The organism is Vibrio rotiferianus, from assembly GCF_002214395.1.
Taxonomy (GTDB): Bacteria; Pseudomonadota; Gammaproteobacteria; order Enterobacterales; family Vibrionaceae; genus Vibrio; species Vibrio rotiferianus.
In genome coordinates this window covers 947,349-969,333 of sequence record NZ_CP018311.1, presented here as the reverse complement: position 1 = coordinate 969,333, position 21,985 = coordinate 947,349, and the positions used below count along the sequence as shown (strand labels likewise).

At 45.4% G+C, this 21,985-nt stretch carries 18 protein-coding genes; 4 read left to right on the top strand and 14 right to left on the bottom strand.

Annotated features, from left to right (window positions below; translation table 11 throughout):
- Positions 1–4: 4 nt before the first annotated feature.
- Positions 5–979 carry an ABC transporter permease gene (locus tag BSZ04_RS04535; protein ID WP_045392224.1) on the bottom strand — a complete coding sequence of 325 codons (975 nt, stop codon included), beginning with the start codon at positions 977–979 and terminating at the stop codon, positions 5–7.
- A gap of 103 nt (positions 980–1,082) precedes the next feature.
- Positions 1,083–2,717 (bottom strand): ABC transporter substrate-binding protein, encoded by a 1,635-nt coding sequence (locus BSZ04_RS04530; protein WP_071235802.1) that lies wholly within the window; start codon positions 2,715–2,717, stop codon positions 1,083–1,085.
- Positions 2,718–3,243: 526 nt separating this feature from the next.
- Between BSZ04_RS04530 and BSZ04_RS04520 the strand changes: the two genes are divergently transcribed.
- Positions 3,244–4,023: a type 2 periplasmic-binding domain-containing protein gene (locus BSZ04_RS04520; RefSeq protein WP_010453532.1), complete on the top strand. Its 780-nt coding sequence runs from the start codon at positions 3,244–3,246 to the stop codon at positions 4,021–4,023.
- On the opposite strand, the gene BSZ04_RS04515 is transcribed toward BSZ04_RS04520, so the two are convergent.
- From BSZ04_RS04515 to BSZ04_RS04480, 8 genes are all read right to left on the bottom strand, one after another.
- The gene (locus BSZ04_RS04515) at positions 3,999–5,045 is read right to left on the bottom strand and encodes a LacI family DNA-binding transcriptional regulator (protein ID WP_088880240.1); all 1,047 of its coding nucleotides are present in this window, start codon (positions 5,043–5,045) and stop codon (positions 3,999–4,001) included. The two genes, BSZ04_RS04520 and BSZ04_RS04515, sit on opposite strands and share 25 nt — an antisense overlap.
- 140 nt (positions 5,046–5,185) lie before the next feature.
- Positions 5,186–6,280, bottom strand: a complete 1,095-nt coding sequence (locus tag BSZ04_RS04510) for an ABC transporter ATP-binding protein (protein ID WP_010453536.1) — start codon at positions 6,278–6,280, stop codon at positions 5,186–5,188.
- Positions 6,280–7,629: a GH1 family beta-glucosidase gene (locus BSZ04_RS04505; RefSeq protein WP_088879673.1), complete on the bottom strand. Its 1,350-nt coding sequence runs from the start codon at positions 7,627–7,629 to the stop codon at positions 6,280–6,282. The genes BSZ04_RS04510 and BSZ04_RS04505 overlap by 1 nt, the downstream gene beginning before the upstream one ends.
- A 25-nt stretch (positions 7,630–7,654) precedes the next feature.
- Positions 7,655–8,539 carry a carbohydrate ABC transporter permease gene (locus BSZ04_RS04500; RefSeq protein WP_009706754.1) on the bottom strand — a complete coding sequence of 295 codons (885 nt, stop codon included), beginning with the start codon at positions 8,537–8,539 and terminating at the stop codon, positions 7,655–7,657.
- Position 8,540: 1 nt separating this feature from the next.
- Positions 8,541–9,530: a carbohydrate ABC transporter permease gene (locus BSZ04_RS04495; protein WP_010453544.1), complete on the bottom strand. Its 990-nt coding sequence runs from the start codon at positions 9,528–9,530 to the stop codon at positions 8,541–8,543.
- Positions 9,531–9,592: 62 nt separating this feature from the next.
- Entirely contained in the window at positions 9,593–10,840 is a 1,248-nt protein-coding gene (locus BSZ04_RS04490; RefSeq protein ID WP_038886126.1) for an ABC transporter substrate-binding protein, read from the bottom strand.
- A 22-nt stretch (positions 10,841–10,862) separates the two neighbouring features.
- Complete coding sequence (locus BSZ04_RS04485; RefSeq protein ID WP_010453548.1) at positions 10,863–11,867, bottom strand: LacI family DNA-binding transcriptional regulator; 1,005 nt, start codon at positions 11,865–11,867, stop codon at positions 10,863–10,865.
- Positions 11,868–12,209: 342 nt separating this feature from the next.
- Positions 12,210–13,505, bottom strand: a complete 1,296-nt coding sequence (locus BSZ04_RS04480; RefSeq protein ID WP_010453550.1) for a carbohydrate porin — start codon at positions 13,503–13,505, stop codon at positions 12,210–12,212.
- Between the two features lie 507 nt (positions 13,506–14,012).
- Between BSZ04_RS04480 and BSZ04_RS04475 the strand changes: the two genes are divergently transcribed.
- A complete protein-coding gene (locus BSZ04_RS04475) occupies positions 14,013–15,206 on the top strand; it encodes a GGDEF domain-containing protein (protein WP_088879672.1) in 1,194 nt (397 codons plus the stop codon).
- A gap of 53 nt (positions 15,207–15,259) precedes the next feature.
- Here the strand turns inward: BSZ04_RS04475 and BSZ04_RS04470 are convergent, their stop codons facing one another.
- On the bottom strand, positions 15,260–15,541 hold the full coding sequence (locus BSZ04_RS04470; RefSeq protein ID WP_010453556.1) for a hypothetical protein: 282 nt from the start codon (positions 15,539–15,541) through the stop codon (positions 15,260–15,262).
- Between the two features lie 146 nt (positions 15,542–15,687).
- Positions 15,688–15,972 carry a pyrimidine/purine nucleoside phosphorylase gene (gene ppnP, locus BSZ04_RS04465; protein ID WP_010453558.1) on the bottom strand — a complete coding sequence of 95 codons (285 nt, stop codon included), beginning with the start codon at positions 15,970–15,972 and terminating at the stop codon, positions 15,688–15,690.
- A 233-nt stretch (positions 15,973–16,205) separates the two neighbouring features.
- On the opposite strand from ppnP, the gene BSZ04_RS04460 reads away from it, so the two are divergent.
- Both BSZ04_RS04460 and BSZ04_RS04450 read left to right on the top strand, forming a co-directional pair.
- Positions 16,206–16,709: a DUF2850 domain-containing protein gene (locus BSZ04_RS04460; protein ID WP_010453559.1), complete on the top strand. Its 504-nt coding sequence runs from the start codon at positions 16,206–16,208 to the stop codon at positions 16,707–16,709.
- Positions 16,710–17,097: 388 nt separating this feature from the next.
- Complete coding sequence (locus BSZ04_RS04450) at positions 17,098–19,638, top strand: glycosyl hydrolase family 18 protein (protein ID WP_088879670.1); 2,541 nt, start codon at positions 17,098–17,100, stop codon at positions 19,636–19,638.
- Positions 19,639–20,144: 506 nt separating this feature from the next.
- Here BSZ04_RS04450 and BSZ04_RS04440 read toward each other — a convergent pair.
- Both BSZ04_RS04440 and BSZ04_RS04435 read right to left on the bottom strand, forming a co-directional pair.
- Complete coding sequence (locus tag BSZ04_RS04440; protein ID WP_088879669.1) at positions 20,145–20,543, bottom strand: PEGA domain-containing protein; 399 nt, start codon at positions 20,541–20,543, stop codon at positions 20,145–20,147.
- 540 nt (positions 20,544–21,083) lie between these two features.
- A complete protein-coding gene (locus BSZ04_RS04435; RefSeq protein WP_010453566.1) occupies positions 21,084–21,935 on the bottom strand; it encodes an alpha/beta fold hydrolase in 852 nt (283 codons plus the stop codon).
- Positions 21,936–21,985: the final 50 nt, after the last annotated feature.

Here is a 21,985-nt window from a genome sequence, read left to right as displayed (position 1 = left end):
CACCTTAGTTCGAAATTCGTGGGTCAAGCCACACGTACAGCAGATCGGCAATGAAGTTGGCAGTCAGAACCGCCGTTACTAAGATAAGTAAGATGGCTTGGATAAGTGGGTAATCACGCGCCACGATGCCTTTAAGCAGGATGTTGCCCAAACCCTGATAGTTGAACACCACCTCTGTCATGATTGAACCCGCGAACGAGAAGCCAATCGCCATCGCAATCGCCGTTGCAACAGGCAAGATCGCATTACGACCCGCGTAGCGGCTCATCACTTTGTAGCTGCTTAAGCCTTTCGCTTCAGCCATGGTGACGTAGTCCTCACCCAGTACGTTGATCATTGCGTTACGCATGTTGAATACCCATGTCGAGATACCAACCACGACCATTGAGCCCATTGGCAGTACCGCGTGTTTCGCTACACTGCTGATGAATTCCCAGTTAAAGCCAGGCTCCAACGACGGGTCATAGGTGTAAGCCAACGGCAGCAGTTCCATCTTCAGACCGAAGAAGTAGAACAGCAATAAAGCGGTCACGATGTAAGGGAAGTTACTGATAAAGGCCAGCACTGGTGGTACGATTTGGCCGAACAGTCCTTCGCGACGGTAAGAGGCGTAAGTACCAATACTGACACCAATGATCAGCGCCACAATAAGAGAACCAAGCGCTAGGAACATGGTCCATGGCAGTGCCATCGCAATCACTTCAGATACGCTAACAGGGAACATCAAAACCGATGGACCAAGATCAAGTGTGAAGACACTTTTCATGTAAGCGATGTATTGCACAAAAATGTTGCCATCAACGAAGCCATACATCTCACGTACAGCATCCATCTGAGCAGGATCCATTCGACCTTGCGCCGCAGCAAACAAGGCATCAACTGGGTCACCTGGCATTAAGCGCGGCAACATGAAGTTGAAAGAGATCGCAATCAGAAAGGCAGTAAAATAAAAGCCAAATCGGCGAGCTAGAAACGACATATCAAACCTTTAACTTACGAGCCACAACACGCACTTACTTTTGCAATTACGGTTGCGGCTCCGATGTTAATTAAAAAACCTACCTACAAATTGAAACTGCTAGTTATTTCAGGTGTAGGTTGTTCAGGATGATCACGCGCTTGCCGCCGTCATACCAAACCGGTTGGATGTAAGGGTCTTTTTCACTTGGCCAACCAACGATGTTTTTCGTGCTGTATTGGAACCAAGTTGGGTTTGAGAACAGCGGAATAAATGGCATGTTCTCTGCCGTGAACTCTTGAAGTTCAGAGATGATCGCTTCCTGTTTCTCTGCATCACCAATTTTACCGAAGCTGTCGATCAGCTTATCGATTTCAGGAGAGTGCACACCGTGGCCAGCATGGAAGCCTTTACCGATACGTGAAGTGTGGTAGTACTCTTGGAACGCAAGGATTGGGTTATCCGACACCATTGACCAGTTGATTGACATAGTGAACGCACTGTCTTTCAAGTTCTTGTCGTATACGGCCCAGTCAACGGTTTTCACGTTGGCTTTGATGCCCACATCCGCGAAGTATTCCGTCACCATTTGCACGACTTGAATCCAATCCGTCCAGCCATTTACCACTTCGATATCGAACTCAACCGTTGAGCCATCAGCATTGTCACGGAAGCCGTCGCCATTGCGGTCAACAATGCCCGCTTCATCTAGCAAGTTCTGCGCTTTCTTCGCATCGTATTGCGTTAGATGGCCGTACTTTTTGTTCACATTTTCGTCAATGTGATTTTTGTACAGCTCAGCAATACCACCGACGTTATAGTTCACCGTTGGGTAACCGTAAGCCGCAATATCAACAATCGCTTCACGGTCTAGCGCCATAGACAAGGCTTGGCGTACACGCAGATCATCAAACGGGGCTTTCTTGGTGTTCACGTACAAGTGAATCGCATCGTTCGCTGGGTACCAGAAGTGGTTGTTTTCTTTGTCTTGCCCAACAAAGGTTGACTCAACGTCAGCAATAAAGTTTGAACCCCAGTCAATTTCACCTTTGATCAGAGCTGGCTGGATCTGCGAGTTGTCGTTGTAAGAACGGAAGTTCACGCAGTCTAGGTAAGGGCGATTTTCTAGGTAGTAGTTAGGGTTACGACACAGCTCCATTTGTTGTGGTTTCACATACTTAACGGTTGTCATTGGACCGCTACCCACCGGGTTTGGGTTGGTGAACGTTGTGTAATCCGATACCGTTGACCAAGTGTGTTTAGGGACAATGTGATAAGCACCAATGCTCCAAAGGAAAGTAGAATCCGGCTCTGCTAAATCAAATACAACTGTCTGCTTATCCGTCGCTTCAATACTTTTTAGGTTACCCGTTGGCCAAATCGCTTTGACATCAAATGCTGGAGATTTTTTGGTTAACTCAAAGCTAAACACCACGTCTTCCGCCGTTAATGGCGCACCATCAGACCATTTCAAGCCGTCACGTAGTTTTAGCGTAATGGTTTTTAGATCATCGGAATATTCAACCGACTCAGCCAAACGATAGTGTGTTTCCCCCGTCATGTTGTTCAACACAAACAGTGGTTCGAACATAATGCCGTGTAACGTGTCCTTAGTAGTGTATGGGTTAAAGTTTTCAACAAACCCGGTGTTGATGATTGGCACCGTTAGCGTACCACCTTGTTTGATGGTGTCCGCTTGAGCGGCAGTAGCAAGCATCATGCTGGCAGCAAATGTAGCGAGCAGAGTTTTCTTATGCATCACATTGTCCTTTTATAATGTTGAATACGAAAAGAAAGCGCTTTCTTAGATTCTCAAAAAATAAAGCAACTTTAAGATGTGGTGTCATCAGCAAAATAATCTCTTACTCGCATCGACGGGCTCAAAACCACAAACAAGAAAGCGCTTTCTTATCAGGAGCAATATTCGTCAAAAAGTTCTTCTTGTTCAATATAGACCCATAAAAACAAAGCTCGGATCACAATCAAATAAAACCAATATATTCAACAAGTTAAAAACAACCAAGATCTCACTTTTATTTTTTATATATAAAATTCAAAAACTTACAAACAAAGGCATGTCCTTATATTTTGTGAGCTCATGCAAGTTTAAACCTTCACTCAACTTACTCAGAAACAGAGGCCCAAAAGTCGCCATTCACTATCCCATCATCGCAGCGGTGTCGTGCGCAAGTGCACAAATACTCATGACACAACAAGAAAGCGCTTTTAATTAGAAATTGGTAATGGAATCATAATCTAACCTAGGTAAATTCGAGGAAGAGGTAATGGTACAATTTTGGAATGGCAATAAATCCACTATTCGACAACAGTTTGAATGGAAAGTATTGCAACTCGCACTACAGAAAATTAAGCCAAACCTTAAGCTAAACAATGATGTAACGGATTATCCAAAGGCTGAACAAGAGGGACAAGTATTCTCCCAAGGAACCGATGTTTTAGTAACGGTCGCTGGAAACAAGAAATTCGAGCAGGGCTCGTATTTGATGTTGCCACAACCTTTGTGTCGAGGCTTGTTAGGTTGCCGTGTTTTGATCATCCATAAAAGTAGGCTGAATGAATTTAAAGCATTAAATGAAATCCAGCTTAAACAGCTAAGTATTGGCATTCCAGCGACGTGGGCTGATGCCGATTTATTTCGCACTAATCAATACCATGTTATTGAACAAGGCAGTTTAGAAGACAGATTGCTAGCGGTGCAAAATGGAGAATCGGATTACATGGCACTGGGAGCAAACGAAGCCGAAGCCATCGTGACGCAATACGCGCACCTTGTACCTGATTTAGTTGTAGAACCTACTCTTTTACTCTACTACCCATTTCCCTTGGTATTTTATTGTCATCCAGAGCAAGCAGGCTTATTGGCGGATATTGAACAAGGCTTAGCGCAATGTAAAAACAGTGGGGAGCTAGATACTCTGTTTGAAAATACCTATGGCACTGATGTACGAGCAGTCAAGCTCCACCAGCGCCGTGTATTCCATTTAACAAATCCAATACTCCCTAGTGAACTGGCTTATTATCAATCGGACTTACTACCTATCTGAGACTCCTTAGGGCGGAATTTAGATACTGTAGACTCCCTTACGATAAGATCTATCGGGGGGAGTCGCGTACTGCGTTTCTCGCCAGTCAGTAGGCTTAAAATTGACTCCGCACAGACAACACCAATTTCCTCTACGGGCTGGCGCAATGTTGTTAAGCCAGGAGTGAAAAACTTGGAAGTGGGTAAATCATCAAAACCGATCACCGAAACATCTTCCGGTACTTTTATCCCATGATCGTGTAATGCTTTTATTGCACCATAGGCGGTCTGATCATTGGCTGCAAACAGTGCGGAAAAATGCACTTTCGATTCAATCAACTCTACCGTTCGGTCATAGCCAGTCTCGCTGCTAAAGTCGCCCTGCTTTATTAAATTGTTTCGTACTTTAATTCCCGCTTCGGTGAGTGCTTTCTTATAACCGACGAAGCGAGCAACCGCATCTGGCTGATTAAGTAAGCCTTTAATATGTGCGATGTTCACGTGGCCTTGTTGCAACAGATGCAACGTTGCCATATGGCCGCCAAGCACATTATCAATATTCACTGATTGAAGCTTTTCACTGGTAAAGTTATACCCCACAGCAACGACCGGAATCTTTCTTGAGTACTCGACTAACTCCTGCTCTGTCAGGCTGCCTGCCACCACAATAACGCCGTCTACGTTACTCTTTTCCAAATACTCAAGCGCATGTAGCTGCATACTGTGCTGCCAATACCCAGAAGCAATGATGAGTGAGTAACCTTTTGGTCCCAAAAAGCGCTCCATATCGTTAAAAATACGACTAGTGAACGGACTTTCCGGATTTTGAACCAACACACCTATCGTCATGGTGCGAGCATTTAAGCCCTGGTTCATGCGGTAATTCGGTTTGTAATCGAGAGTTTTGATCGCGCCTTCTATAGCGACCGTTTTTTCTTGAGAAATGAAGGTAGTACGATTCAAATAGCGTGAAACAGTACTCGGAGACACACCGGCTAATTTGGCCACATCATAAATGGATGGAGAGCGTTTTTTCTTATTCATAATCATCCGCAAAGTCCAACATGCTAATAACAAAAATATAATTGACGAACTCGGTCCACTCAATGTTATTAAGTAATTACTTATAGACAAAAAGAGCCAGTGCGGAAACACTGGCTCTTCGCTTATCTAGTCCATATTGGTTAGAACGTAGCGAGTGAGTTTTCACTCAGTGCATCAAACAGGTGAATCGCATCTAAGTCCAAGTATAGAGTCAGCGTATCCACATCCACTTCCGCAGCTTGTGTTTCAACCATTAATGGCTGACCCGCAATTTCCGTTTTCAATAGAATGCTTGCACCCAATAGCTCTTTGTCTTTGATTTTCACCGGGAACGGCAGAACACGGTCGTGATCCACTTGCTCTGATCGAAGGTGAATGTCCGTAGGACGTACACCAAAGTGCAGCGCTAGGTTCTTAGAAGCGTGAGCTTTGAAGCGCTCTGGCAGAGGAATACGAACATCACCCAGTTCTACTTCCCAGTTGCCTTCTTCACCCACGAGCTTCGCATCCAGCATGTTCATTGATGGGTTACCGATGAACTGAGCCACGAACTTGTTTGCAGGACGTTGGAACACTTCTGTTGGCGTGCCAACCTGAGCCACATAACCGTCTTTCAGAATCACGATACGATCCGCCAATGTCATCGCTTCAATCTGGTCGTGGGTTACGTAAATCGTCGTCGTTTTCAGTTCACGGTGAAGGTGTTTGATCTCTTCACGCATCACACCACGCAACTTGGCATCAAGGTTGGATAATGGCTCATCAAACAAGAATACTTTTGGCGTACGCACCATCGCACGTCCCATAGCCACACGTTGACGCTGGCCACCAGACAGCTCTTTCGGCTTACGATCCAACAGTGCATCCAGCTCTAGCATTTTCGCCGCTTTGCGCACTTCAACGTCGATTTGATCTTTCGGCATACCCTTTAACTTAAGCGCAAAAGCGATGTTCTCGTAAACCGTCATGTGTGGGTAAAGCGCGTAGCTTTGGAATACCATCGCAAGGTCACGGTCTTTGGCATCGATTTTGTTCATCAGCTTATCGCCAACGTAAATCTCACCAGCTGTGATGCTCTCTAAACCCGCCAACATACGCAGTGTGGTCGATTTACCACAACCTGACGGACCAAGGAAAACCACAAATTCGCCATCTTGCACGGTAAAGTCGAAGTGCTTGACGACTTCTACATCATCGTAAGACTTTTTGATGTTTTTGAATTCTACTTTAGCCATTATCTGTTCTCCTCAGCTCGCTCTAGCAGCATGTTTCGGTACGCAATCGCACTCTGCTTTAAGGTGCGCTCTTGAGTTTGGTAGTCAACGTGTACGATGCCAAAACGTTGTTTGTAGCCATACGCCCACTCAAAGTTATCCATTAGGCTCCAAGCGAAGTAACCATTCACATTTACGCCTGCTTTGATCGCTTCATCCAGCGCTTCTAAATGCGATTGGAAGTAGCGCACACGTTGTTCATCATTCACTTGACCGGCAACATGGTGATCATCACCCGCTGCGCCGTTTTCAGTGATGTACAGTGGCGGTAGGTTTGAGTAACGCGCTTTTAGACGCAGCAATAGATCAGTTAGCGCTTGTGGGTAGATTTCCCAACCAATAAAGGTGTGCTCTGCTTCTGGTTGAGGAATGCTCTCTAGCATGCCGTTCGCATCAAATCGCACCACACAGCGGGTGTAGAAGTTGATGCCAATGAAGTCTAGGTCAGTACGGATGATATCGAGGTCACCCTCTAGAATCATCGGCATGTTGTGCGCTTGGCGCTTAAGTACGGTTTCTGGGTATGTCCCTTTCAACACTGGGTCCATAAACCAGTGGTAACCTTCTGCATCGCTGTACTCTGCCGCTTCTGCGTCTGCCTCTGTGTATGGGTATGCAGGCGTCGCATTGAACACACAACCGTGCATTGCATTTGGTGCGTTCTTACGCATGTGTGGAATCGCCAAGCCATGACCTAACATCAGATGGTGTGCTGACAAGAAGCCTTCACGCTCACCTTTGATACCTGGCGCATGCTCACCCCAACGGTAACCTAGGTAAGCAGAACAGAAAGGTTCGTTCAGTGTTGCGTAAGAATCAATCTTGTCACCGAAGTAAGCACTAACTACATCCGCGTACTCTGCAAACTTGTAAGCCGTTTCGCGATTAAGCCAGCCACCTTTATCTTCAAGGTATTGAGGCAAGTCCCAGTGGTAAAGGGTGACAAACACTTTCAAACCGCGAGCATGACATTCATCGATGATTTGCTCGTAGAACTTCAGCCCTTCTTCATTCACTTTGCCATCTTCTGGCAGAATGCGAGGCCATGCCATCGACAGACGGTAGGCATCTACACCAAGACCTTGAATCATCTCAATGTCTTGTTTCCATAAATGAAAGTGATCGCACGCCACATCACCGTTATCAGCATTGTCGACGGCGCCTGGTTTGTTGCAGAACGTATCCCAAATCGATGGTGTGCGTCCGCCAAGTTGTGCACCTCCTTCAATTTGGTAAGAAGACGTCGCGACACCAAATAGAAACTCTGGGCGGCGCATTTTAGAATCTTGGGGGAATTGGAATTTATTCATTATATTTTTATGCCTTAAATTTCTCTTAACCTTTCACAGCGCCTGATGTCAGACCGCTAATCATCTGTTTCGAAGCAAATAAGTAAGTAATTACTAACGGGAGAATAGAGATAGTGGTGCCTAGCATCACCGCGCCCCATGGCGTATTTGGAATGCCCTGCACGCTTCGCAGTGCCTGAGTAATCACGTAGTTCTCTGGCGTCGTCAGTACTACCAGAGGTTGCATGAACATGTTCCAGAAGAAGACGAACTGCACGATAGCAAGCGTCGCTAGCGCTGGTTTCATCAGTGGCAATACCACACTCCAGTAAGTTCTAAATTCCCCCGCACCATCCAGTTTCGCCGCTTCTAACAGCTCTTTCGGAATCGATGCCACCACGTGCTGACGCATCAAGAAAATACCAAATGGCGTGGTGGTGAATGGTAGCCAAACCGCTAAGTGGTTATCGAGCAAACCAAGGAACTTCACGATCATAAAGTAAGGGATCAGGCTCAATACTGGCGGAATCATCATCGAGCCAACCAGCATGCCAAACAGCACGTTTTTACCTTTGAACTTGTAGACTGCAAACGCATAGCCACCCATGCTACAAAATAGCAATGAGATCGTGGTGCCTAGGAACGCGATGTAGATGGAGTTAAACATCGCCTGCCAGAAAGGCATAATTTCCAATAGCTTGGCGTAGTTGACTGCTAAACTATCACCAATGGCAAAGCTGATGCCTGTACCAAAAATTTCGGTACGGTCACGGGTTGAAAGTAACGCCGACCAAATGAACGGGAATACCGTCATGATGGCAGAAACAATCAGTACGGAGCCGAGCATCACCATCAATACTTTGGTGAAGATCTCGATGCTGCGATCGCTTGGACGCCAACGCTGCGCCGCAGGTAAAGTGTTAGTACTCATCTTATTGCTCCCCTAGACCTTTCTTACCGAAGAAGAAGAATTGAACCGCTGTACAGCCTGCAATCAAGGTAAAGAGCAGCCATGAAATTGCTGACGCTGTACCCATTTCTAACCATTCCCAACCCACTTTGTAGAGGTACATAGAGATGGTTAAGCCAGACTGACCCGTACCACCAGTACCGCGCGTTAGAACAAATGGTTCTTCGAACAACTGCAAGTTACCGATGATGGTCATGGTGACCGCAAAGAAGATGAATGGACGAATCATTGGTAGTGAAATGCTCCAGAATCGACGCCATGCGTTTGCACCGTCCATACGTGCCGCTTCTAGGATGTCTTTAGGAATCGTCATTAAGCCGGTGGTGTACAACACGATGTTGAAACCGGTGTATTTCCAGAACACCATGATGGCGATGGAAGGCTTCACCATGGTCGCGTCATCTAACCAACGGATTGGCTGGAAGTCGTTCACCCAAGAGAATGCCCAACCAAACAAGGTGCTGTCTGCCAGTGCCATCAAGCTTTGGTTGATGATGCCCGAGTTTGGCGAGTACATGTTGAAGAAGATAAGCGACGCTGCCACCGTAGATGTGATGAACGGTAGAAAGTACGCCGATGTCAGCCAATGACGGAAACGGTCACCCAGCGACACCAAGATGTACGCCACAGGTAAAGCAACTAAGTGCTGAGCCACACCTGATGTGATAGCTAGCCAAAGCGTGTTTTTCAGTGAGCGCCACAGCCACGGGTCTGTCAGTGCAATGTGGTAGTTTTCGAACCCCACATAGTCCATTGCCCCCAAACCCTCGACTGGGTTCCACTCATGAAAAGAAAGAAAAATAGAAAACAGCAACGGAAAAATTCCGAATACTGAAAAGATAATCAAAAACGGCAATAGGAATCCATACGGTGTAAGCGCTTTCAAATTTAGACGAGAAAAAATGCTCTCACGCTGTGATGTTTCCATAACCTTGCTCGCTGCCTGATTCATAGTAACGACCTCTTACCTAGAAGGGGGACATGCCCCCTCCTTGCCTTAAGTATTGGCAAAAATTACAGATTACGCGTACGACGTTTAATCATGCGCTCAGCTTCTTTCAGCGCTGTCTTAATATCTTTACCTTCATCCAGCACTTCCATCAGTGCGTTTTCTAAGATGATTGAACGAGCAACGTGATCGCCTTTCGCTGGTGCCACTGGCTTGATGTTCTGCGCCACTTCAGCAAACAATAGGCGTGCTTGCTGACCACCTAGGAATTCGATTTTCTCTTCGAACATTGGGTCGTCGTAAGTCGTGGTGTTAGCAGGGAATGCTGCAATGGTTTCGAAGTGTTTAAGCTGAATATCACGCTTGGTTGTCATGTATTCGATCAGCTTCCACGCTTCATCTTGGTGTTTAGATTGGGTTGGAATCGATAGGAATGAGCCACCCCAGCTTCCGTAAATACCATCAGGAAGATTAGACACGCCCCAGCTGCCTGCTGTTTCTGGCGCAATCCAGTTGTTTAGGTGACCAAGTAGCCAAGCACCAGAAAGCTGAGTGGCAAATGTGCCGTTACGGAAGCCTTCGTACCATTCGTTTGACCACGCCAGAATACGACCGTCCAAGCCTTTATCACGGATCTCTTTTGCCACTTCGAATGCGTGCACAAAGCGCTCAGAAGTCACAACTGGGTTGCCATCTTTGTCGAAATACAGACCTTCACCTTCAGGAACTGTGGTGAAAATGATCGCTTGAGCAACGTCCGCTGCCGAAGCGATTAGCTGTACATTTTGCTTTTTCAGCGTTTCACCTGCGGCGATATAAGAATCCCAATCTTTGATCGCTTCGTTAATATCAATGCCCGCTTTTTCAAAGATGTCTGTGCGGTAGTACATAACGCCAGGACCTAAATCGACAGGCATGCCGTACACATCACCGTCAGCACCTTTGCCTTGCGCCCATGCGTAAGGAGCAAAGCTCTCTGCGTACTTATCAGCGCCATAATTCTCAGACAAGTTCACCAAACCGCCTGACGCCACAAATGGGCCAATCTTCTCTACATCAACAACAATCACATCACCTGCACCAGAACCCGTCGCCAAGTTGGTTGTCAGCTTCGTATGGTGGTCGCCATGATTATTCATTAGGTAATCAACTTTAATACCCGTCTCTTTCTCAAAATCAGGTAGTAGAACTTTCAAGCTACTATCGAAGTCAGGAAAGCCATCGAAGCGGATTTTAGTTTCGTCGGCAGCGTTTACCGTCGCAGCAACACCAAGTGCAGCAGTCATGGCAAGCGTCAAAGTTTTCAGTTTCATGTTGTTGTCCTTAATTATTGTTCTAGAGAGTATTCAGTTCCTTGACCGAACTTCTTGGCACTAAGTTAGGAGTGAGTTTGAAGTTCACATCACGTTTGTTCTTGTTCAGCGCTTGGATGACAAGTTGCACCGCCTCTGCGCTCATCTGTTCTATAGGGAAGTTAACCGTGGTAAGGGCTGGCGTTAGGTAACGTGCAAATAAGATGTCATCAAACCCGACAAGCGAGATTTGCTCAGGCACCAGTATTCCTTCTGCTTTTAAGACTTCATAAGCACCAAATGCCATGTGATCATTACACGCAAATACTGCAGTGAAACCGCTTTCACGTTTAAGCAATTTACGCATAGCACTGATGCCAGATTCTTCTGTAAAACCGGCCTCGGACACTAACGCTTCGTCATACGCAATTTCCGCTTCTTCAAGAGCCTTGCGGTAACCTTGTAGACGCCCCCGTGCGTCAGATCTGTCCAGAGGTCCGGTTATACATGCAATGTTGCGATGCCCCATTCGCAACAAGTATTCGGTCGCCATTCGGCCACCAAATTCGTTATCGATCTCGATGCAGCTGTGTGCCATTTCAGGGATATAACGGTTGACTAGAACCACCGGTATCCCCTTGCTATCAAGATCGATCAAATAATCATCTGAAAGACTCTGTGTGTGCAGAATCATGGCGTCCACTCGGCGCCCAAGCAGAAACTCTACCGATTCACGCTGACTTTGTTCCGTGTTGGAGCCTGCCGTTACAACCACGTGGTAACCCATGCGGCGCAGACGCTCTTCAATACTGTGCAAAATGCCTGAGTAAAATGGGCCACCCAATTCAGGAACGATGATACCAATGCTGCCAGTGCGGCTTGAGGCTAATGCCTGTGCAATAGAGTTGGGACGATACCCTAGCTCTTTGATTGCTTTTTCGACTTTTAGCTTTTTGTCATGGCTAACTCGGCATGAGCCATTTACAACCCTAGAAACCGTAGCCTGAGAAACGCCAGCGTATTCAGATACATCTTTAATCGTCGCCACAAGAAACCTCTTTACTGACTGCACATCACGAGTTTCATTACTCTCGAAACCGCTTTCATAAAGCAATTATTCAATATCCATTGGATGGTTAGCGTGAGAGAGTTCACAACAAGTTTGGGGCTAAATTGAGTAATTTGATAAATAATGAGGCTACTTGCAGTTTTCTTTTCACCCATGAAACTGTTTCATGAGACAACACAGACCGCAGCCTTTTAACGAAAAAAAGCCTCCACGAGGGAGGCAAAAACATAAGAGTTAAGAGATGAATAGATGGTAAACACCTGATACTTCTGCCTTAAGTGTTTACCATCTTTACATGGACAGTAATTAACTAGGTAGGGCTTACCACCAAGCTTCAAACATTGCACCAACCGTTAGAGTATCTACATCGGTTGCCACCTTGTCGCCATTGGAATCAAAGCCTGTGTATTCGTTGTCTGCATTACCGACTGTTGCGTAGAAACGTAGCATCGGACGAGACCAGGTTTCAGGACCGATTGCCATATTTTGCGATAGCGTCATTTTCCAAGAGCTATTAGTTGCGTCAATATCATCGTAATCCACCACGCTGTAGCCAGCTTCTAGCCAAGTAGAGTGAATATCGTTCCATTGGTAAGTAGGGCGAACAATCGCGTTGTAGTTCACACGGCTTTCATTGCCTTCTACTTCCAATGACTGGTATGCCGCTAAGTATTGAACACCCGCTTTATCTGTGATTGAGGTACTACCATCAAAGCTCACTAATAACGCGGTTTGGTCTTCAGCTAAGTCAAACACACTGTCTTTTGCATTGTCTGAGTAACGAACAATCAAACGCTGGCCTGCAGCAGATAGTTCACCTGCCACTTGGTAAGCGGTAACATCGCCCACATCCTCATCTTTTAGTTTTTCAGACGCAAAACCGTAGTTCGCATAAACACTGAGATTTGCAGATTCACCTAGCTGGATACCGTGTAGTTTACTGGTCAGTGCATAACGGCCATTGTCTCCCACCATGTCACCTTCCACTTGACCTACTGCACTAAAGTCAAACTTCACGCCGCCTAAGTCTAGGTTATAGAAACCACCACCTTGGCCATCGTGCATCATCCAGAAGTAATCGTTTAGGTCTGTTTGAGGACGTTGGTGAAAATCACGACCTGCCCACACATACAAATCAGGTTGGGATTCAAATAAATTAGAAGCTCCAGCATACATCTTCTTCACGTTTACACCGCCATCGTCAGCCCATGAAGCGTCCGCCCAGTGATCTAACATGAAGACCAAATCCCAAATCGCACCACCATCGCTCTTGAATGCTTTTGCTAACTGGAATTCACCACCGTTTTGTTCATTACCAAGACGACCAGTTGCATTTGAGTTCAATGCCCCCGCGGTACCGACGGTCAGAGCATCACTGCCTTGATAACCCGCTCCGTAGCGAGCGTAGCCTGAGAAAACAATTCCAAGTGGGACTTCTGTTTCAGAAGAGAGAACGGCTGGTTGCTGATCAAAGACGTAACCCGTTTCCAGTTTCGTTTCCAGCTCTTGGATGCGTTTTTCTAATGCATCAACATCGGCATCAGCAGCAAAAGAAGGTAGAGAAGCAAGCGAAGCGGCCACAGCAAGAGAGAGAGGTAAAACTTTAAAGTTTTTCATTTTATATCCCTAAAATTTGTATGTGTTGTTATTTCAATAGGGATATTAAGGAATGAAAGGGGTGAAAAGCCGCTACCGCTTCACAGGTCAATAGCGAGCCAAATGACATGAAACAACACATGAAACCCAACTTCAGATTCATCCTTAATAAACAAGTAGATAAAAGTAAAACAAAGATAAATCACAATTTGAAATCGCTTTCATTTCATCAAATACCCATGATTGCATCACAACCTTTTCGAGTATTTCATGAGCAAAAGCATCTGCACCGTTGAAACTTTTCAGCATTGTGAAAGATTTCAATAACAGTAATTAATTTACAGATTGAACAGAAATCACCAAGCTAAATATGACCACCTTCACAGTTAACTACTGATACTCAACACATCACACAAAGTACTTCTAGACTTTCCATGTGGCCGCTGCATCAAGTGGTAAGCCATTGGGTATCCAAACACCCTATTCATCGATAAGAGAAGCCAAATAAAGTCTTTATAAGGATATTTGATGTCAAAGCTGGCCGGAGCTCGCCTTGAAGAAATGGCGGACATTCACTTAACTCGCCAAAAGAAGATCACTTTTATGTGCTCTTTTCTCGCGTCAATGTTTATGTCATACGGCTTGGTAGCGCACTACAATCAAGGCAGCTATGGGTTGAGCGTACTAAATGGCATCTGTGCCTTAGGATGTTTGATCAACTGTTATGCTATTCGATGCCATGATAGCCATAGTCATTCCGATCTGATACTCAGTGCTCTATTAATATGTGATGGGCTGCTGCTGTTTTTCTATAACGATAGCGAGACGGGTAAGTTATTGTGGTTATACCCAATACTGGCAACGCTAATTCTCATCAATGAATTTAAACTAGGATTAATCTTAAACGGCATATTTGTAGGTTTAATCATTATTGCTTCCAACCTTCCTCTATCTATTTTTGAAGGGGAAAGTTACTCATACCAACGATTTGTTTTTTCGTTGATCGCCGCTAGTGTTATCTGTCACACCTTTGCTTATTACTATTCAAAAGTCATACTTTACATACAAAATCTATATCGTGAAGGCATTGAAGAGCTCGCATACCTTGACCAACTAACGGGGCTAGCGAACCGTTGGAGCTTCGAGAAGTGGGCAAGATCAAAACTGGAAGAGGTAGACGCGCAAGGCAGAGATAAAGTAACCGCTTTAGTTTTTCTTGATATCGATAACTTTAAGTTAATTAACGACAGCTACGGTCATGATGTGGGTGATCAAGTATTACAGCACTTCGCCACCCGGCTAAAAAATAGCATTAGAAACAAAGACAGAAACACAAACCAACACGATTATTCTATTGCAAGATTTGCTGGGGATGAATTTGTCATCATGCTCTATGACGTACGGAGCAAAAAGGATCTAAACAATATCCTCTCTCGCATCGTTAACTTGTTTCATGGGGGGTACCACAATTGTGACTCCATAAATGAAATCACAATGAGTGTCGGCGTCGCTATCTATAGACAAGATGCACATGATCTCTCTGAGCTCACCCGATGCGCAGATAAAGCAATGTACACAGCTAAACACACAGGTAAGAATCGATTCGCTTTCTATGAAGATTGCTCTCAAAACATCCAAGCACTCAAGGAATCACACAGCCTACTTGGCACGATGACACAATGCTCAAATGTAACACCGTTAAGTAGAAAGTCCGTGAAATGACTAGGCGTCCCCATCCGAACAAAATCTAACCGCGAAAGAGCAACAGACCCTAGCTACGCGTACATATACATGAACCACAGACCAACGACCATCATAACGACAAGCCAAATAGCCTGACGCATTTTTCCGGGCTTTTCAGACTTAGGTTGTATTACAGGTTTAAGAGCTCGCTCCTTGACCTTTCCAACCAAACTTTTTTCTAGCGCTTTCTTGTAAAAGTCACGCCTCTTTACTGCTGCATTGGCAACAGATGTATATCGCTGTCTCTGATCTTTCGTGAAGTCTGTAGCCTCATAACGTGGAGGTAGATCAGAGTGTTTAGGTTGAACTGCCATATCTGCCCCCTCTGTTTTGTAAACGTAAGTTTATTAATAAGTATATACCTAAGTTACAAACAGTTAAGTGACCGAGTCACAAATGTGTGTGGAAGTTCGATACAAGGGATAAGAAAACAGCCACTAAGTAGTGGCTGTTTTCAACATTAGAGGTATTCACAAAGATAGGCTGTTGAGTCTTTTACTTCTACATCAAATGATGAGTTACCCGCGACTTCAAACGACTCCCCTGATTGATATGTATTCCAATCACTTTCATCCGCTAACTTAACGCGCAGTGCCCCTTTGATCACTGTCATTCGTTCTGGCGCTTGGGTTCCGAAGGTGTATTCTCCAGTTTCCATTACCCCTACACTTACGTCTTGGTTTTTTTGTTGAAAACCCAAAGACTTCACCATTCCAGCAAAGTAGCTATTTTCCTTAATAGTCATTATTTTTCGTTCCTCTTAATAACGTCGCCTTCGTTGTACCTTGTTTTTATCCTTCACTCAAGCTTTTACCGTCAATATGAAAATGGCTGTTTTCACTATACACTTGTAAAAATTATTGTGACTGAATGTAAAAATGGGCAAGGAATCATAAAACACACATTCAAGTGGCGAGATTGTTTGTTTTTTATCTCTGTGCTTTCCACGATATAAAGAAACCAAAAGGAATTGGAACCATGACCTCAAATACTCGGCGAAGAAAAATTGAGAAAAAAGAAGCCCCACCTTCTTTCTTTCAACGCAATAAGTTCGCGTTGATCAAGAGTATCTTCTTGACCGTTGCTTGCGGGGTCTTGGGCATATTTGGCTACCTATTGCATCTGTCTTATTTAGATTACATCGATCCTGACAAAATCTATGGTGAATGGATCGAGATTGGTGCACCGCCCTATCAAACAGAAGTATTACTGTTTTCCGCAGATGGCGTATTCAGAAACAATCGCTTTGTTGCAACCAATTTTGAATTTGATGGAAAGCTCATAACTCTCAATACAGGCTTGGGTAAAACGGTTTATCAAATCTCGGGATCACACCTATCTCCTCAAATTCGACGTATTGAACCCCGAATTCCGGATCAACGTTTTATTCTCAAAGGGTTTGAGCACACAGTTCAAGGTTCAGATATTGGCTCAGCATCAAAACGCCGAGCAGCATTAAGTGAGCACTTTGGCAACAAATAGCCACATTTCAATTGAGTCAGATCTTGAACTATTAACCAAACAGCTCAAGGTCTGTCGCCCTCCTTTTGATTCCCCTCTATTTTTGCGAAGAATATTGATAAACATCTCATTTTTAACCACCGACATTAACATAACAATTATTAATAGCTTTGCATGAAATTTATAAATTCTTGACTCGATATTCAATTTTGACTGCAACAAACTGTTGAATGGATAGAAAGTTCTCGCAAGTGACTCGAAAAGCGTTTTAATTTTTTTTGACGAAAAAAAAGACTCTGAAATGCTGAATATGATGTTTTTGCGCATCAACAGCAGTGATCTATTTTCTTTGCGCAGAAACAGCTTGTGCTCACTCGCGAGCATGAATTCAAGGATTGAGAGAAAAGTTATGATTCGATTTAACCTATGCGCAGTAGGGGTTGCCCTCGCACTTTCTAGCGCTGCACACGCGGCTCCAACCGCACCAAGTATCGATATGTACGGTTCCAATAACCTGCAGTTTTCTAAAATTGAGCTGGCAATGGAAACCACATCTGGCTACAACGACATGGTTAAGTACCATGAGCTAGCTAAGATCAACGTGAAATTTAATCAGTGGAGTGGCACTTCTGGCGACACTTACAACATCTACTTTGATGGCGTAAAAGTGGCAACAGGCCCTATCACTGGTAGCCAAACCACGGCATCATTTGAATACGGCCAAGGTGGCTTGTACCAAATGGAAATCGAAGCGTGTGACGCAACTGGTTGTGCTAAGAGCGCACCAGCAGAGATCACTATCGCGGATACCGACGGTTCTCACTTACCGCCTCTAACCATGAATATTGACCCGAACAACAAAACCTATAACACAGACCCAAGTGTCGTGATGGGTACGTACTTTGTTGAATGGGGTATTTACGGCCGTAATTACACGGTTGATAACATGCCTGTCGACAACTTGACTCACATCCTTTACGGCTTCATCCCAATCTGTGGTCCAAACGAGTCGGTGAAATCAGTTGGTGGTAACAGCTTCAACGCTCTACAAACCGCCTGTCGCGGTGTGAATGACTACGAAGTGGTTATCCATGACCCATGGGCAGCATACCAGAAGAGCTTTGCTCAAGCGGGTCATGAATACAGCACACCGATCAAGGGTAACTACGCAATGCTGATGGCATTGAAGCAACGTAACCCAGATCTAAAAATCATCCCATCTATAGGTGGTTGGACGCTTTCTGACCCATTCTACGACTTCGTTGATAAGAAAAACCGTGACACATTTGTCGCGTCAGTTAAGAAATTCCTAAAAACTTGGAAGTTCTACGACGGTGTGGATATCGACTGGGAATTCCCTGGTGGTGGCGGTGCTGCAGCAGATAAAGGCGACCCAGTAAACGATGGCCCAGCTTACATTGCATTGATGCGTGAACTGCGTGCAATGCTGGATGACCTAGAAGCGGAAACAGGCCGCACCTACGAACTAACTTCAGCAATTGGCGTTGGTTACGACAAAATTGAAGACGTTGATTACGCAGATGCCGTGCAATACATGGATTACATCTTCGCGATGACTTACGACTTCTACGGCGGTTGGAACAACGTTCCTGGTCACCAAACGGCACTTTACTGTGGCTCATTCATGCGTCCTGGTCAGTGTGATGGTAGCGGCGTTGATGAAAACGGCGAACCGTACAAAGGCCCAGCTTACACGGCTGACAACGGCATCCAACTTCTCCTAGCGCAAGGCGTTCCTGCGAACAAACTGGTTCTAGGTACTGCAATGTACGGTCGTGGTTGGGAAGGCGTAACACCGGATACGCTGACGGATCCAAACGACCCAATGACAGGTACTGCGACAGGTAAACTGAAAGGCAGCACGACTCAAGGCGTTTGGGAAGATGGCGTGATTGACTACAAAGGTATTAAGTCATTCATGCTAGGCGCCAACAACACAGGCATTAACGGCTTTGAATACGGCTATGATGATCAAGCAGAAGCACCTTGGGTGTGGAACCGTTCAACGGGTGAACTGATTACATTTGACGATCACCGCTCTGTATTGGCAAAAGGTAACTACGCGAAAACGCTAGGTCTAGCCGGTCTATTCTCTTGGGAAATTGATGCCGATAACGGCGACATCCTTAACGCAATGCACGAAGGCATGGCTGGTGGTGTGGCTGTTCCACCAAACCGCAAACCAACGGCAGCAGCTGGTGCAGACCAAGCAGTAACAGGTCCTGCAAGTGTTGTTCTTGATGGCAGCAACTCAACTGACTCTTATGGCACAATCGCAAGCTACGCATGGGAGCAAGTATCAGGTACTGCAGTAGCTCTATCTGGCGCGAACACTGCGACAGCAAGCTTTGATGTAGCGAAAGTGACTGCAGAAGAGCAGCTAACGTTCAAACTAACGGTAACTGATAACGAAGGCGCTACCGCTTCTGATCTCGTTGTAGTAACAGTTAAGCCAGCAGGCGTGATTGACCCACCAAACACAGCGCCAGTTGCAAAAGTTTCAGCACCTGCAACAGCGAAAGCTGGTGACGTAGTCGTGATTGATGCTTCAGCTTCTAGCGACGCTGACAACGACACCCTAACGTTTGATTGGACGCTACCTCAAGGTCTAAACGCAACAGTTAACGGCGCGAAAGTGACGTTCACAGCAGCAGAATACTCACAAGACACAAGCCTAAGTTTCACTGTCAGCGTGAGCGATGGTCAGGCAGCGTCTTCAGCAAGTGCAACCGTTGTTGTATCGAAGTACAGCACAGGTGGTGGCACTTGTACTAACGCATGGGATGCAACGGCTGTTTACACTGGCGGTGACCAAGTAACACACGCAGGTAAAACTTGGGAAGCGAAGTGGTGGACACAAGGTCAAGATCCTAGCAAATCTGGCGAATGGGGTGTTTGGAAAGAAGTTGGCCCAGCTAACTGTAACTAAGCACTGCTAAGGTGTTGTGATTCAACATCACTCGCTTTGAATATTGTTAAAACAAGAAAAGGACAGCTTCGGCTGTCCTTTGTTGTTGTAACGATTTCAATTCATAAGACCCATCGCAGCAATGGCCGTTTAACGTCGATTTAAATCATGCTTACTAGGGTCTGTTTATCTTTCGTGGTTAAATTTTGTTCGAGATAAAAGCGTTTTAATCGCGGCGAGTCGATTGAAGCCTAGTGGTTCTAAGTAAAATTGACTCAACAAAGAGTAAAACGCTTTTAGCCGAACCCTTTGGGCAGCGTTTGTAGGTGCTTTCTACTGCGTTATCGGCTTATCAGGTAGAATAGCTACATATCAAAGCCTCTGCCTTGTATAAAACACCTACAAATTGCTGCAAAAATCATCACGAAAGGTCAACAGACCCTAGCTGGAGGCACCCCGAAAACTCGCCCGTTTTGTAAAGAGTCCGACCTCTCTTTGGTCCGGTGTCATGCACATTGCCACCCATTTTAGTAAGTGCTTGAAATCGCACACTCTGGTGTAACTCGGTATTCGCTTTTTTCCAGTTCGAACGCGTTACCGGAAATTAAATCAGTTGGAATCGAGATGATCCCCCAGTCAATCAAAAGGTTTGCCCAAATCCAACCGTCTAAACTGGTATCAGTTGTTTGAAATGCCGTTTTGCAACCCTTTTTCGTCACTTTGATTTCATAGTCATCGCCTCGCTCCAAGTCGGTACGAATGCGATCAATACCAATATATTGGCCATCGATATAAATACGCGAACCTGGCTCACTTGACGCCACTGTTACACGGTCTGAGCCGCCGCTCATGATACCAGCACAACCCGTTAGTGTTGTTGCAAACAGTGAAAGAGTGGTGATTGATGCGATTGTTTTTAATTTCATAGTTTTTGGTCGTCTACTTGTCAGTGGGGTTAAGAATTAAAAAGCCTAGTTTTCTAGGGACAAGCAGCGGTATCCCTGCTTGATACGCTAGCGCCTATCGTGAGCGGCTTTTTAAATACATTGGACTTACAAAATTTTGATGAAATCTAGGCGTGCGGACACCATCGGGTCAATATGAAACACCCTAATTCGTCGCGCTTTATCAATATTTATAGTTTTTGGTCAGGCTCCATTCAGCAAGAGGGCTAAATGGGTAGAACCTCAGCAATACGACTGTGAGTTTCACTCGTATTTCGTCAAAAGCGACCAAGGTAATTTTTCGTCATATCTGTGAAGGCGAAGCAACGTTCTGGATCTGAACCAATGTGACAAGTTTTAGCCCTGCATTGAATGTCAGTCTGCCACAAAGTAATAGATGAACGAGAAAGACTCCTTTGTGGAACCTTTCTCGTTCTATGCATAACTTTTGTTATCTACTCGACGGGGCTCGTTGCAAATAAAAGCTAACAAGCGAGCTTTGAACTGTTCAACGAAATGAGCTCAAAGCGCCACTAAACGGTCGAAACTCTGGAATACCTCATCACACTTCATCACGCGGCCATGACCTTGCCCCTGCGTCGTAACAAGTTCAACTCGTTCAATCTCGTCCGCTGCTTTAGCAGACACACTGTGTTTGGTGAACTTATCTTGCTCATCATGAACAATAATGGTTTTCGCTTCTCGCTCAGCTAGGCGTTTCTCTGGGTCAATGGATTGCAATGGGTAGCCAAACTGGTCTTCTACTTCCGAAACCACCGCTTTGAATAACTTCATTGAGTAACCCGAACGCGCGATGCTGCCAAACAAGTTCTCTACGTAGTTAAGAACCGGGGCAATCAACAACAAAGGCTTGTTTTCCAATTTACTATGACGACACTCTAATGCAGATGCTGTGCCCATGCTGTGCCCCACCAAGCCTGCAACGTCATCGACGGAATCCAATACTTCCTCAAGGCCACGAACAAACGCAGGGATGTGTCCATACTGACCATCACTTTCACCATGCGCAGGATGATCGTAAGCCAATGCGGTGTAACCCGATGCCGCAATATGCTCCATCAGCGGATAGAACTGGCTCGCTGTCCCTGACCAACCATGAGTAAGTACCCAAACCGGACCGCTGCCAAGCTGATAGGTCTTGATTGCGCCAGCGTGGCCTTGCACTTCGCTTTTGATAAGCCCCTGTGGCTCGGCATTTTTGGGCTGAGTACGAGCAGGGGTAAGCAGCAGTTTACGTGCCGTCTTTTTTGCGTGTGATGGCGCCAGAGTATGGTGCAGACGCGTACTGATGTTGACCAAACTGCGTTTAACACTGAATTTCTGCGAAGTATTGAAGTAAATTTTCTCACTCATGATTTTTCCTTAGCTATCAGTCTTGCACAAAATAGAACGGTCGTGCTTTT

What these genes read in the sequence shown, in the direction of transcription:
- BSZ04_RS04535 (WP_045392224.1), bottom strand. Translation starts at nt 979, where the DNA reads ATGTCGTTTCTAGCTCGCCGATTTGGCTTTTATTTTACTGCCTTTCTG.
- BSZ04_RS04530 (WP_071235802.1), bottom strand. Translation starts at nt 2,717, where the DNA reads ATGCATAAGAAAACTCTGCTCGCTACATTTGCTGCCAGCATGATGCTT.
- BSZ04_RS04520 (WP_010453532.1), top strand. Translation starts at nt 3,244, where the DNA reads ATGGTACAATTTTGGAATGGCAATAAATCCACTATTCGACAACAGTTT.
- BSZ04_RS04515 (WP_088880240.1), bottom strand. Translation starts at nt 5,045, where the DNA reads ATGAATAAGAAAAAACGCTCTCCATCCATTTATGATGTGGCCAAATTA.
- BSZ04_RS04510 (WP_010453536.1), bottom strand. Translation starts at nt 6,280, where the DNA reads ATGGCTAAAGTAGAATTCAAAAACATCAAAAAGTCTTACGATGATGTA.
- BSZ04_RS04505 (WP_088879673.1), bottom strand. Translation starts at nt 7,629, where the DNA reads ATGAATAAATTCCAATTCCCCCAAGATTCTAAAATGCGCCGCCCAGAG.
- BSZ04_RS04500 (WP_009706754.1), bottom strand. Translation starts at nt 8,539, where the DNA reads ATGAGTACTAACACTTTACCTGCGGCGCAGCGTTGGCGTCCAAGCGAT.
- BSZ04_RS04495 (WP_010453544.1), bottom strand. Translation starts at nt 9,530, where the DNA reads ATGAATCAGGCAGCGAGCAAGGTTATGGAAACATCACAGCGTGAGAGC.
- BSZ04_RS04490 (WP_038886126.1), bottom strand. Translation starts at nt 10,840, where the DNA reads ATGAAACTGAAAACTTTGACGCTTGCCATGACTGCTGCACTTGGTGTT.
- BSZ04_RS04480 (WP_010453550.1), bottom strand. Translation starts at nt 13,505, where the DNA reads ATGAAAAACTTTAAAGTTTTACCTCTCTCTCTTGCTGTGGCCGCTTCG.
- BSZ04_RS04475 (WP_088879672.1), top strand. Translation starts at nt 14,013, where the DNA reads ATGTCAAAGCTGGCCGGAGCTCGCCTTGAAGAAATGGCGGACATTCAC.
- BSZ04_RS04470 (WP_010453556.1), bottom strand. Translation starts at nt 15,541, where the DNA reads ATGGCAGTTCAACCTAAACACTCTGATCTACCTCCACGTTATGAGGCT.
- ppnP (WP_010453558.1), bottom strand. Translation starts at nt 15,972, where the DNA reads ATGACTATTAAGGAAAATAGCTACTTTGCTGGAATGGTGAAGTCTTTG.
- BSZ04_RS04460 (WP_010453559.1), top strand. Translation starts at nt 16,206, where the DNA reads ATGACCTCAAATACTCGGCGAAGAAAAATTGAGAAAAAAGAAGCCCCA.
- BSZ04_RS04450 (WP_088879670.1), top strand. Translation starts at nt 17,098, where the DNA reads ATGATTCGATTTAACCTATGCGCAGTAGGGGTTGCCCTCGCACTTTCT.
- BSZ04_RS04440 (WP_088879669.1), bottom strand. Translation starts at nt 20,543, where the DNA reads ATGAAATTAAAAACAATCGCATCAATCACCACTCTTTCACTGTTTGCA.
- BSZ04_RS04435 (WP_010453566.1), bottom strand. Translation starts at nt 21,935, where the DNA reads ATGAGTGAGAAAATTTACTTCAATACTTCGCAGAAATTCAGTGTTAAA.